Genomic DNA, 13639 nt, shown 5'->3' with positions numbered 1-13639 from the left:
CGGTCTGCACTGCTGGTGCCAACCCAATGCCTGCGCAGTGCCAGGGCACGACGACAACCACGGTCAATGCACCGCGCCTTGATCTGGTCAAGACGCTGAACGGTACGCTCACCGTGGGCAATGCGGCGAGCTACACCATCACGGTGACGAACAACGGCCAGGCTGCCACCTCGGCGGCAGCCACTGTCACCGACAACATCCCGGCAGGCTTGGCGATTGGCACCCCGCTGCCCAATGGCTGCACGGCCAACGGCCAGGCGGTGAGCTGCACTATCCCGACGGGCTTGGCCATTGGTGGACAGGCTACCTTCACGGTGACCGTGACGCCGGACGACACGGTCAATGGCCAGCAAGTGAGCAACACGGCCAGTGTGACGGGCGGGGGCGATCCGACTTGCCCTGCAGCTGCGCACTGCCAGGGCACGACCACCGGCACGGTGAGCGCGCCCGAGCTGCACCTGGCGAAGACGGCCAATCCCGTCTCCTTCACGGTGGGCGAGCAGGGCACGTACACGCTGACGGTGGCCAACCAGGGCACGGCAGCGACCACTGGCAACACCACGGTGACCGACACCGTTCCTGCAGGCCTGACCATCGGCACGCTGCCGGCAAACTGCACGGCCAATGGCCAGCAGCTGAGCTGCACGGTGGGCGTGCTGGGCGCGACCAACGGCACCGCCACCATCACCATTCCGGTGACGGCGCAGCAGGCTGTGGACGGCCAGACGGTGCAGAACGCGGCGCGCGTGACCGGTGGGGGGGACCCAGGCTGCACTGCCACGACCAGCCCGCTGCCGGCACGCTGCCAGGCACAGGTGCCGGTACCTGTGGTATCGCCTGCGCTGCATGTGGAGAAAACCGCCAGCACGCAGTCCTTCTCGATCGGTGTGGCGGCGAGCTACACCATCAAGGTGACCAACGTGGGCACGGTGGAGACGGAAGGCGACTGGACGGTGATCGATGTCATCCCTGGTGGCCTGACCATTGGCACGCCGCTGCCTGATGGCTGCACGGTTTCGGGCCAGCAGGTGACCTGCACCTCAGACCTGGTGCTGACGGCAGGGGGCTCTGGCGTGAGCTTTGTGATCCCGGTGACGCCGACAGCGGCAGCGGTGCCGAGCGTGACGAATACGGCGACGGTGCAGGGCGGCGGTGATCCGCATTGCCCGATGCCCAACAACGCCAACTGCACCAGCACCATCACCACGCCGGTGAATGCGCAAGCAGACATGGCCGCCACCGGACCCACCACGGTGCCCGCCACGGTGGGCCAGCCGGTGAGCGTGACGACCAGTTGTATCAACAATGGCCCGGACGCAGCCGCCAACGCCACCTGCACGGTGACTGGCGCCCCTGCTGGTGCCATTACGGTGTGCACGCCCACGCCGCCGGTAGCAAGCCTGGCCAATGGCCAAGCCATCAGCTGTGTGACCACGTTCACGCCGGTAGATACGGTATTGGTGACCTTGACGACTACGGCCGGCAGCACCACGACGGATCCGAACCCGGACAACAACGTGGCCAACACCACGGTGCAGCCGGGAGCGACGCCGACGGCCGACATGGCTGCTACCGCCCCGACTACCGTGCCTGCAACCTTGGGTCAGCCGGTGAGCGTGACGACCACTTGCACCAACAATGGTCCCAGCGCGGCTGCCAATGCCACCTGCGCGGTGACTGGCGCCCCTGCCGGTGCCACCACGGTATGTACGCCTACGCCGCCGGTGGCAAGCTTGGCCAATGGCCAGGCCATCAGCTGCGTGACCACCTTCACGCCTGCCGATGCCACGCCGGTGACGCTAACGACTACGGCTGGCAGCACCACGGCAGACCCGAACCCGGGCAACAACGTGGCCAACACCACGGTGCAGCCGGGAGTGACGCCGACGGCCGACATGGCCGCCACCGCACCGACCAACGTGCCCGCCACGGTGGGCCAGCCGGTGAGCGTGACGACCACTTGCACCAACAATGGTCCCAGCGCGGCTGCCAATGCCACCTGCGCGGTGACTGGCGCCCCTGCCGGTGCCACCACGGTATGTACGCCTACGCCGCCGGTGGCAAGCTTGGCCAATGGCCAGGCCATCAGCTGCGTGACCACCTTCACGCCTGCCGATGCCACGCCGGTGACGCTAACGACTACGGCTGGCAGCACCACGGCAGACCCGAACCCGGGCAACAACGTGGCCAGCACCACGGTGCAACCGGTCACGCCGGGGGCCGTCACGGTCAGAAAGACGCTGAATGTCGGTACGGTGACCCCTGTCATCGGCGGCCAGGCGATCGTCTATGACCTGATGGCCACGAATGCCGGAAATACGGCGGTGTCGGACCATGCCTTCTTTGAAGTGGTACCGGCCAACACCACGTACTCGGGTGTGATCACTGGTGCTACGGCCAACTGTGCGGCCGGTGCGGCGGCAGGCAGCGTGTGCACGGTGACTCTGGCGAGCGTGCCGGCCAATGGCACGGCCACTGCGTCGATCACATTCACGGCGGTCAATCCGATGCCTGCGGGAGTGACGAGTATCGCCAACATGATCACCGACAACACCAGGACCGCACCGGCAGGTTGCCCAATCCCGATGGACGAGAACGGCATGGCCAAATCCGGGCTGTTTGCCAAGGCCGGTGAGGCGACACCGATGTGTCCGCAGCCGCCAGCTTCGACCTGTGATGCGGCCAGCGCTGCGGCAGGCCATTGCGTACAAACTGCGGTCAAGCCCCAGGTCGGGTCAAATCCCGCCAAGGTACCGGTTGATAGTTGGTGGATGCTGGCCTTGTTGTCTCTGCTGCTGTGCGGGAGTGTGGCAGCGGCCAAGAGCGGCTGGCGTGCTCGATGAGGTATGCGATCCCTACTGTCCAATTTGTAAAGGATTTACGAAAAGGATAGTAGGGGACCGCTACGAAAGATGAGCCCGATAAAGTTCTTTAGGAATCAGGCTTGGCCAATAGCTCGACGTTGGGCTGATATAGGTTTTTGAACATGAATGCACGGCATTTGAAGCATTTTTTGCTATTGGCGGAGACCTTACATTTCGGAAGAACTGCTAAGAAACTAAAAATATCTCAACCAACGCTTACTTTTGTAATAAAAAACCTAGAGTTGGAGTTTGGTGGTCCTCTTTTTATACGTAGTACCAAGAGAACCCAGTTAACAGAGAGAGGAATGCTAATGCTAAATCCAGTGCGTCGAGTGGTCGATGCATTGGAGGATGCATTATTGACTTCCGCATCCCTCACCTCTGGCGAGACGGGTATTCTCACAATCGCCTTTCCCAGTGGTGCTGCACACCATTTACTGCCTCAAGTGCTGCCACAGTTTGCTTCAAAATACCCGAATGTGAATCTACAGTTGCAAGAGTCAACGTCGTCAGAGACGGTCGATTTGCTGGATGCTGGCAGCATAGATATCGGCATCATTCACTACCCTATAGTTTCCAATCGTCCTTATTTTCCTATCCCAGGAGAGGAGGATGAACTAGTGGCGGTATTTCCCAAAGGGCATCCACTGGCTACCAAAGAACAGATTAAATTGGTGGATCTGGCCGGATATCCTTTTGTGGGCTTCGAAAAATCTCAGGCGATGTCGCTGGAGGCTGTAATTTCGTTCGCATGCCAACAGGCTGGGTTCACGCCGCGTGTGGTTCAACAGGCTCGTCAGATTGATACGATTATTAATCTGGTACACAGCGGAGTGGGCGTCGCGTTGGTGCCAAAGGCCTGTGCTGAAACATATAAGCATGTAATCGCAGTGCAGCCATTGGTGGAATCATCAAGAGTGTTGCATATTGGATTGGCCACTATTTTTGATGAAAACAATGAAAAAGCTACGGTTAAAAACTTTCTAAAAATTATAGGTGTAGAAGAAATATAATTTTCTTTGACCGAGTAGGAGTTGAAGCCTAAACATTATATTAAATTTGATAATGATGTCGATGTTAAATTTTATTGTTGAAAAGGAATTTCAAATTATTGCTGATGGAGGCGGTGAAGAATAAGTCTGCGAGGTGTTGAATGCTTCAAGCGAGGCATTCTTTCCATATTCGGGGTGACGTGCATGGCTATCCTGCTTGGTATCAATGACATTGGTTACCAGGCTTTTAGGGTTCCCTCAAAAAATGCAACTGCCCATGAGTTGATTGCGGCTGTTTCGGAAGCAGTGTTTTCATAAAAACCAGTGTCATCCATACCCAGGTTCAACCGCCACTTGACCATGAATTGCATGCCGGTCTCGCGTGATCTCCTGGCGCTTAGCAGTTAGGATCCGGCGTTGATTGCCGCACGCGCCTGCTTGCATATCGCCCCGCAGAGGTCTGCTGGCTCTTCCTGTTCCAGCGCGGCCAGCGATACACGCAACAATGCAGAGGCAGTCGGGTCGCCGCGCTGCTGAAGGGCCAAGCCATTTAGCACATCGAGCCGCGCCTGCCAGGCGGGGGCCTTGGCGTCCTGCTCAAGCACTTGTGCATTGGCACCGCGCAACCACTCCTGAGCTGCATCTAGCTCGCCAAGCGAGATGAGGCTGGCGGCCAGCCAGAATCCGGCCTCGGCTGTGGCTGGGTTTTCCGCACCGAGTCGGCGCAGCAGCTGCGAGTAGGCGGTCTGCAGACGCGGCACAGCTTCGATAGCGCGACCCGACTCGTAGAGGTACTGGCCCAGACTGGTCAGCTGCAGGTCGGTATCGATATAGTCGCCCCCATAGTGAGCGCGTAGCTTTTCGTGCGCCTCAGTGGCATAGTTGATGGCGGCGGGCCAGTCTTGTTGCCAGCGCTTGATCTCAGCCAGGCTGCTTGCAATGGCTACTCTGCGGGCATGACGCGGTCCAAGGAGAGGGAGCACGAGGCTCTGCGCAGCTAACATGTTTGCTTGGGCGCCAATGGCATCGCCCTGCTGCAGGATGGCATTGGCCCTTAAAGTTTGCACCAGGCTGGTTCGCTGTATATAGCCCTCGCCACGCGCAGCGACTTCCTCCAGCATGTGTTCACTTTTCTGCTGAGCTTCCTGTGCTTGACCGGTGCGGGTCAGTACCATGATCTCGTATATCCGTAACCAGTCCCAGTCGGACTGGTTGTAGGGAACCCCCTGGCTGTGTAACGTGATCGCGGTGCGGAATTCGGCCAGTGCTTTGCTCGATTCCCGTCGGTGCAAGTGGTACACCCCCCTGGCATACGCTCGTAGATAACGTGTGAGGGGGGCGGCACTGCCTTGGGTCAGTCTGTCGAAGGTGTCGAGCTGGGCCAGCGCTTCACCAAACTTGCCATGGCGCGCGTGGTAGCGTATCAGCATGGAGCGCGCTGTCAGAGTGTTTCTGTCCTGGGCGCCATACACCTGCTCGTAGAGGATGAGGGCGCGTCGCTCCTCGTCCTCAGCTTCGCCCTTCAGCCCCATAGTATTGAAGACCGTGGCGAAATTGGCGCGCAGGTCTGCTTCAATCGCGGGCTGATCCCCAAAACGTTGCGACAGCTTGTCGCGCATGTCAAGCAGCATGTCTTTTACAAGCGCCCCCTGCCCACGGGCAATGATGGGATTGTGTTGGAATAGGTCGCTGCTAATGAACTGATTGATGGCAATGGCACGGTCGAGCTCGTGCTGTACCGCCCTGTAGAACCACAGCGCAACGCTGGTACAGGTGATCAGTGCCACAACTAGTGCGATCAGGTATGGACGGCGAGCGCGGCTGCGAGTGAGCGCCTCCTGCGCGGCCTGGGCTCGTGTCCGAGCCTCGGCAGTGGCTTGTGCGTGTTGGCGCCGCGCCTCGCGCTGGTGCAAACGAGCGGCCAACTCGGCTGCACTGCTCAGGCGCCGAGCCGGATTGCCATCCGTGGCAAGGCGGATGTCTTCCTGTAACAGTGGATCGCCCACATCCTCCTCCCATCCTGGCACCAGTGGCTTATTCAGCGCGCCGGCAATCAGTTGGTACAGGATCACGCCCAGCGCATAGACGTCGCTCTGTGCCGTGGGGGTGTGGCCGGCGATGGTTTCAGGGGCGAGATACAGCGGTGTGCCGCTCATGGCATCTTCACTCAGTTGCTGGGTCACCGTCATCCCCAGGCGGGTGATGCCCAGCTCCTCTAGCCGCGAGGGATCGGTCAGGCGACCGCTGCCGAAGTCGGTCAACCGCAGCAACCAGCCGTCAGCCTGTGGGGCGATAAGTACATTCGCGGGTTTCAGATCCTTATGCAGTATCCCCACCCCATGTGCAGCGGCCACAGCATCGGTCAGTTGCAGGAAGAGCTGTATCCGCTGCTCCTCGCCGAGTGGAGCCAGGTGGTTCTTGGCCCAATCGAGCAGATTGTCGCCGCCGTATTCGCATTCGAGGAAAAACGGTGCCGTTTCGAAGTTCCAGTCGATGACTCGGGTAAAGTGCGCCTCGTCGTCCAGGCTTTCGGCCAGCACGCGCGCGAGCGTCGCCTCGCGTTTGAGAGCACGCAGCCGGTCTCCATCGGCGCCGAACTTGTAGACGCGCAGATCATGCGTCTTTGAATGCTCGGCGAGCCACACTTCGTTACCAGGTCGACTACCCAGCAGGCGCACGAGCACGAAGTTGGGCCGCTCGGGCACGGGTTGGCCAGCTACAAGCTCCATGCGGCTTTCGAGCACCCTGCCTACTGCCGTCCGCTCGACTGGGCTCGCCAGTCGGTAGCCAATGCGCGGCTGGGTAACGATCAGTTCGGCATTGGTCTCACCAAGCGCGCGTCGCAGCTTGTTAATCGCATTCGGCAGCACCTTGTCGACCGTGACACGACCGGCCCAGATCTCGCCAAGCAATTCATCCTTGGTGACCACCTCCCCAGCATGGCGCAACAGGTAAAGCAGCACCTCAAGCGCGCGCCGCTCTACATCGACCGGCAGCCCCGCCACGCGCAGTTCGAACCGAGCTTCGTCAAACTCAGCGGTCCCGAAGCGATAACGATAGGAGGTTTTGTCGGAAGGTTCGTCTCCGCTGTTCATGGTGTGTAGTCGGCTCCAAGGGGACGCTAGCGACGGAAAGGGAAGTCGCTGGCAATGTCTCGATTGTCGCCAACTTGTCCTTGAAACCGAGGTTCTTGGAGGGGGTGTTCACGATGCGTTACCGATTCGTTACCGCGAAGTTGCTCAGGCGTGCCGACAGTAGTGGCCCGTTCGCGCCTAATTGCTCTTGGCTCGCGGCCGAACCAGTCGCATTTCCCTTCCTGCTTGAGAAAAATAAATGCTATCAATTACCTCCTTGTTGCACCGGACTGCTGTCAAGCTGCTATTTCTTGGCGTAACCTTGCTATCCGGCCTAGCTAGTGCCGCCACTCCTTACGTCACCATTCCGGGCTTGCCGCTGCAGATACGTGTGGGTGAGGACAATTCGTTCCAGATTACGAGCAACGAGGTTTCGGGTAGAGGGCTGATTCAGCCCTACGACACAGTAGACGGCACGGCTGACATGGGTTTCGTGGTCGCCTGGTCGGGTGCACTGTTCAAGCCGGATTTCAGTCAGCATCCAGGTACGCACATCACGGATATCGCTCTCGACGGTACGCCGTATACACCGCAATCACTGAGCCCGGTGTCGGGGAGCGGTACGCAGTCTGATCCCTTCACGGTGACGGTGAAGACGGGCCTGGGAACGACCGGTGTTACTGCAACCCTCACAGTGCAATATGTCAATGGCAATCACTACTTCACCAAGGCATTGAAGCTGGATAACTCCCCAGCAGGTTCGACGCGTGATGCCAAGATCTTTCTTGGCGCAGCCGTGGCTTCGCCGCTGGGTGACGGCTGGACGCGTCCCTATCTGGAGACCGCAACCACCAGCGTCGGCGGTCACGGGCAGGCCACAGGTGCACCGGCTAGCAATGGTTGCGCGGTGGCGGGATCGAGCCCTTATTCGATGCTGTTGGTCCCGGAAACTGCGCCCGATGCCTACTTCGCCGGATACTTTAATTCCATCTGGAGGCAAATTGACCGTGCCCAGCTGGAAAATCGGGTTGATACGTCTTGTGATGAGAACGGTGGCGCCCTGCAATGGAACCGCGCGTTGGCTCCGGCTGGCTCGGTCATGGTGCAGTCTCGCATGTCGTTCAGCGAGATTGCTGCTCCCGCCGAGTTCAAGCTTCAGTCGGTCACGCCTTCCAGCCTGGCGGCTGGCGCGAGCGTAGATGTCACACTGAATGGCTTCGGCTTCCAGCCTGCCACTACGTTCGATTTTGGCTCAGGCATCTCGGTAAGCAACCTCGCCATCACCAGCACCAGTACAGCTAGCGCCACGCTCAACGCGGCCCCCAGTGCCGCACCTGGCCCGCGCGATGTTCGGGCGACGCAGGCTTCTGGCGGTGTAAGCACGACATTGTCGGCTGGCATCTCCGTGGCTGCGGCGCCGGGTCGTTACACCATCGGCGGCACAGTGTCGGGCTTGGTCGGCAGTGGCCTGGTTCTGGCCGAGGGCAGTAGCGGTCAGACCTTGCCGGTCAACGCGAACGGCAATTTCGGCTTTCCTGCCACGCTGGCGGATGCCTCGGCCTACGCGGTAACGGTTTCGTCCCAGCCGACCTTGCCTGCGCAAACTTGCAGCGTCGCCCAAAGCAGTGGCACGGTAAGCGGCGCGAATGTCAACGACATCACCGTGACCTGCGTCGTGACCGGGCAGGCACCTACGGCGCTGACGCTGATGGCCACGCCTAACCCCATCGTAGCTGGACAGCCCATCACCTTGACCGCGACGGTAACGCCCACATCCAAGCGGGCTACCGCCAAATTCACCAAAGCGGACATCGCCAAAGCCGCAGCCAGCGGCTCGGTCACCTTCAACGACAACGGTATACCCATCGGTAGCGCACCTGTGGGACCTGACGGAACGGCGAGCTTGACGACCAGCAACCTATCCGTGGGCATACATGCACTGACCGCCAACTATAGTGGCGACGCGGCAAACGCCCCGAGCGATACACAGGCGCCATTGAGCGTGGTAGTGCGTGACGGCTCTGCCTCATCCTCACCCATAGGAGTGCCTACATTGTCGGCCTGGGCCTTGCTGGCATTGAGCCTGGGGCTGTTTGGTCTGGGGTGGGCGCGACGTCGGGACGCCTGACTCTGAAAGGGCATGGGTTTGGCTGAGAATGTCAAGCGTCTTTCAGCCCGGTGCCCCTCTTTTCCCCACGCTCCTTGTATCAGTCCACTCACAATGAACTGGAAGACGTACAACGCCGCGCTTGAAAGCGCGAGGCGACCTTTGGTTTACTACATAATTGCACCTGGGATTGGGATGTCTCGACCTCTAAATGATTTATATAGCTAGGCATTTTTGTAGTGAACTAAAGACTTATCGCCTCTGTCATGTAGTGCAAGTTAGATTCTGCTGCATCCAAAGGTATGGAAGCCTTGCCCGAAATCCTTGGTTTTCATCTTGCACAAATAGCTAGATCGAAAGAAGGCCTCATCGAAAGATTGAGGATTATCCCTTCTAATCAGATATGTGGGATTCTGCGGAATATGGATCAGCCCCACCACATCATCCATCAAAACACATAGGGCACTTGCCCAGGCTTTGTGAATACGGCTGTACATATTTTCACTCTCTAGGTTGAACTCACCAATATGGGTATATGCGTCGTGGTTCAGTAGAAGAGTAACATGATAGTGAACCCTGCCAGTGCTACTTATTTCTCGTACCCATGTATATCGTACATCCGTTTCATGAACGCGATGTCCCAATTTACGACTTCTGTGTTGGGAACACTGAATCTGAGAGCGCAGAGATGAAAAGAATTTATTGATTAAGCCATTGTCATTCATTCCTGCTGAAAAGTAGTTGTCAGGAATATGCAGATCGAATCGCATCGCACATACACGAGGATATTTTTCTAATGCTTTGTTAAAGCAATTCAGTGTCCTCGAAAGATTTTCTTTAATTAATGGGCCGTGATTGATTTGCACCTCATGACCTTGATAGAAGGAGTCGTGATGGAGGTGATTATTTGTGTTGAATGGGTTGCGTTTCATGATGTATGCATTGAGGTTGTTGAATGCATACACTTTGACTTCGATGGAAAATATTCATCTTTAGATATCAATGATCGGTATTGATCTGATTGCATTGATTTCTATCGGCTGCGATGAATTGAATGGGTTGGGTTGGCTCGCGTTAAATCATTGAGATTTATGTTGTTGCTAATCCTTTTAATTTCTTAATTAATAATACTTAAACATACAACAGTAGATGGATGTTGGTGAAGGTCGTTGTTGAAAATAACCAGAGGATATAGCAAAGAGTGGCTTGTTGGCAACTCTTTGTTTTTGTTTTTCACTCTTGAAAATAATTAATTGATGGCCCGATCTCTGGCAGAAATTCGGCTCTGAATCCAAGTATCAACTTCCGACTCCAACCAGCCGACTGCACGCAATCCCAAAGGGATGGGCTTAGGGAAGGCTGCATCTTTGACGAGCATGTACAGAGTTGTCTTCCCAAGACTTGTTTTGAACAAAACTTCTTTCAGCTTTAATACACGCATGATGAATTCCAATGATTAAGACATTGGATGTGTCGATGCGAAGTAATTTCGATAAGTAAATTTCTCTGTTTCAGGCAGAAGTATCTTTTCAGTGAAACTTCTCAGAAGGGTTAGGGGTACCTGTGGTAATGCATATGCGGGTATTCATCTTCCGCATGCTCCCAGCAAAGAAACGCTTGGGGCAGCATCTAAGGCGTAGTTCGGCGCAATGATCGTGTTTGGAGAAATGCAGTTGCTTATAACGAATTGCAAAGATACTTTTGCGACTGTAGCAAAATTAGCAAAAGTAGCAGATTAAAAATTGTGCAATTTATATAGGGCTACTGGTTTTGAAAACGCCTTTCATTGTGGGATCATTGCCCTTCAGTCCGCCACCTTCGAATGCTTTTTGGTGGGCGGCGATGTGTGAAAGAGGGGAGCTAACTCCCAGATTTGACTGAAAGCTATTTCGCAAAACAATAGTCTTAGGCCTGTCGTTTTTGTTGTAGTAGATGAGGCCCCGATTCTCTAAGTTGGCAATTGCACGCTGTGCTTTTTCTTTTCCTCGAATGGAGTTCGTGGCTTTCTGATAGATATGGGTGACGTGAAATTGGTACCCCATCGGATTATTATGTCTTTCCAGCCATTGAAGCAGTACATTGCCCATGTCTTCATCAGATGGTTCATTTTTCACTGTTTTGATGAATTTAAGGTGTTGCGTTGTATACCATTGCAGTATGTGCCAAGCCGCATTAAGTGTCTTGATATCAATTTTCTCTTCAGTAGCAGTAAATGCATGGATTAATGCAGCAATTCTTGCCAGGTTGTTTCCAAGTTTTGAAGCCAGTGCATTGTGCCCGTGGAGTTCCCCATCGGGATTGATCAGTCGTTCAATTTTTGTACGACAAGCGATGTAGTTATTTTCTGCTTCGGGACTGAACTCTAGATTTTTATAGGCTTGATTGTTTGTTATTCTTTCAGCGCTATTTTGAAGCCAATGATGCATTTTTTCTTTGAATTGGTTTAATGCATTCGAATTGTTGTCTTGGGTTGATCTCTTCTGCTCAACTCGAGATCCCTGCATACTGGTAGGCATGGATAATAGGAACCGTGACAGCAAGCCAGAGTTGATTGCCAAGTAGTCTTTCTTGCTGAGGAAGTCGCTGAATGGTTGAAGCTGCATCATCAAAGAAATACTAAGACGCGCATTCTTGAGCTCATAGCTCTCTGAACCCATACGATCAATGTTGATGTAGGTGTCTCCATCCCACAGTTCATTGAATGGTCCAAGGCTTTGAAACGTTTTGCTCTCCAATACCGACAGGCCTTCACTGGATTGGATCGTTCCTGCAGGCCAATTCTCCGAGAGATTCTTTAGAAGAGCTCCTATGGTTGCATTCGAGTACAGCAGACGTAGTTGACGAGGGGGGGAAGGTTCTTTGTTTATTAGATCATCAAATTTATCGCGCAGAGAACTAAGGTCTTCATTATTTTTAATGGCATGCCGCATGGACTTGTCCAAATCTTCTCGTTGAAGATCCCAGATGTATTTTTCCCTTAGATAAGTCTTCAACTGATCTGCATGCAGCTGCTTCTGTCGCTCTTCAAATTCACGAATGGCTTGGGTGAATATTTTGTCTGTACCCGTTTTTCGCTCGCCGGATTCAGCAATTGTGACTACGAATAAGCTAGTAGGAATTGTCTCCCCTGTGGGTGCCAGAATGTTGATTGCACCTTGGCATGCGATTGCCATGGATGACAGCATCGAAGAAGCAATGAGTCCCATCGGAGCCTGTACTCTGCGCTGAACCTCATAGATAACCTCTGCCAGGTTTTTCGGTAATGTATCTATAGGAAACAAATCAGGGTTTGTAATGAAATTGATATTTCCAAAGGGGCTATGGAAGCTTGATTCACTCATCGGCTGTGATATTGACATATTTGTGTGCTATACAAGTAATCGGATTGGGGATGCTCATGAACTTAGCGCTTTGCGTCAATGAATTTTGCCCATTCTTGCATCATCTGGCGGCGCTTTTCTAGCGCGTCTCCACGTCGGTAGGCTGCCTCCACCTTGCTCTCCAAAGTGTGTGCAAGTGCCTGCTCGGCGACTTCTCTGGGGAAGTTGGTCTTCTCCCCAGCCCAGTCTCTGAATGTGGAGCGGAACCCATGGGGGACAGCATCGATATTCATGCGTCGCATGACTGCGGTCATCGTCATATCGGAAAGGGGCTGGCCTTTGGTGCCGGGAAATAGCAGCTCTGTTCCTGCAATACGTGGAAGTGATTTCAACAGATGAAGAGCCGCATCCGATAGCGGCACCCGGTGTTCCACTCCTGCTTTCATGCGCTCAGCAGGCACAGTCCAGATGGCGTTCTTGAAATCTATTTCTGTCCATATGGCACCTCTGACTTCTCCCGAGCGCGCTGCTGTCAGGATGATGAATTCCAGAGCGCGAGCAGCTATGCCGACACGTGACTGGAGGGCGGTCATGAACGAAGGTATGTCATCGACAGGCAGGGCGCGGTGGTGCTCCACCTTTTGGATCTTCGATGGCGCAGCTAGCACTTTGTCCAGATGGCCTTTCCAGCGGGCAGGGTTTTCGCCGCTGCGGTATTTACGCACTGCTGCCCAGTCCAAGACGGATTCAATGCGGCCGCGCAAACGGCTGGCCGTTTCATTCTTGCTGCTCCAGATAGGCTCGAGACACGCGAGCACATGGGGTAAGTCAATCACAGAGACGGCGAGGTCCGCGAGAGCGGGCATGGCATAGGTCTCGAGGGTGTTTTCCCATTGCTGGCGATGCTTGGCGTTTTTCCATTCGGAGGACTTGGCCTTGAGGAATTCTTCTGTGCACCAGCGGAAGGTTTTTTCTGTGGCTGCTTGCGCCAGGAGTGCTTGGCGCTGTTGGCGCCGGGGTGCCACGGGAGCATGCCCTTCACGAATGCTCTCGTGAATCTTCCAAGCGCGCTCCCGAGCTTCTGCTAGGCTCACCACAGGATAAGCGCCAAGCCCCATATCTTTGCGGGCATCTCCAACTTTGACCCGAAGCACCCAGCCTCGGTGGCCCGCAGATACGCGCAGGTGCAATCCTGCTACACCGCCTACGGCGTGGCGCCCCTCTGTTTTGAGGGCCGCCACGGCACGGTCTGAAAGTTGTTTGGCGATCTTTGGCATTGTGG

Annotated in this window: 8 protein-coding genes; 3 read left to right on the top strand and 5 right to left on the bottom strand. The window is 55.6% G+C overall.

Annotated elements, in window-relative coordinates:
* Together ACH2DG_RS04015 and ACH2DG_RS04010 are read left to right on the top strand one after the other, a co-directional pair.
* Positions 1-2843 (top strand): hypothetical protein (locus ACH2DG_RS04015; protein WP_395024400.1); only part of this gene is annotated, 2843 nt, incomplete at its 5' end.
* Positions 2844-2986: 143 nt separating this feature from the next.
* A complete protein-coding gene (locus ACH2DG_RS04010) occupies positions 2987-3877 on the top strand; it encodes a LysR family transcriptional regulator (protein ID WP_395024399.1) in 891 nt (296 codons plus the stop codon).
* 383 nt (positions 3878-4260) lie between these two features.
* On the opposite strand, the gene ACH2DG_RS04005 is transcribed toward ACH2DG_RS04010, so the two are convergent.
* On the bottom strand, positions 4261-6951 hold the full coding sequence (locus tag ACH2DG_RS04005; RefSeq protein ID WP_395024398.1) for a winged helix-turn-helix domain-containing protein: 2691 nt from the start codon (positions 6949-6951) through the stop codon (positions 4261-4263).
* A 370-nt stretch (positions 6952-7321) separates the two neighbouring features.
* On the opposite strand from ACH2DG_RS04005, the gene ACH2DG_RS04000 reads away from it, so the two are divergent.
* A complete protein-coding gene (locus ACH2DG_RS04000) occupies positions 7322-9058 on the top strand; it encodes an IPTL-CTERM sorting domain-containing protein (RefSeq protein WP_395024397.1) in 1737 nt (578 codons plus the stop codon).
* 257 nt (positions 9059-9315) lie between these two features.
* Here ACH2DG_RS04000 and ACH2DG_RS03995 read toward each other — a convergent pair whose 3' ends face one another.
* From ACH2DG_RS03995 to ACH2DG_RS03980, 4 genes are all read right to left on the bottom strand, one after another.
* Positions 9316-9969, bottom strand: coding sequence for an inovirus Gp2 family protein (locus ACH2DG_RS03995; RefSeq protein ID WP_395024396.1), 654 nt, complete (start codon positions 9967-9969; stop codon positions 9316-9318).
* A gap of 317 nt (positions 9970-10286) precedes the next feature.
* On the bottom strand, positions 10287-10478 hold the full coding sequence (locus ACH2DG_RS03990; RefSeq protein ID WP_395024395.1) for an AlpA family transcriptional regulator: 192 nt from the start codon (positions 10476-10478) through the stop codon (positions 10287-10289).
* Between the two features lie 310 nt (positions 10479-10788).
* On the bottom strand, positions 10789-12378 hold the full coding sequence (locus ACH2DG_RS03985; protein ID WP_395024394.1) for a YfjI family protein: 1590 nt from the start codon (positions 12376-12378) through the stop codon (positions 10789-10791).
* Positions 12379-12440: 62 nt separating this feature from the next.
* Positions 12441-13634, bottom strand: a complete 1194-nt coding sequence (locus tag ACH2DG_RS03980) for a tyrosine-type recombinase/integrase (protein ID WP_395024393.1) — start codon at positions 13632-13634, stop codon at positions 12441-12443.
* Positions 13635-13639 lie beyond the last annotated feature (5 nt).

It is taken from the genome of Comamonas odontotermitis (assembly GCF_040396735.1).
GTDB classification, from domain to species: domain Bacteria; phylum Pseudomonadota; class Gammaproteobacteria; order Burkholderiales; family Burkholderiaceae_C; genus Comamonas; species Comamonas odontotermitis_C.
The sequence above is the reverse complement of the archived record's forward strand: the minus strand, read 5'-3'. Positions and strand labels throughout refer to the sequence as shown.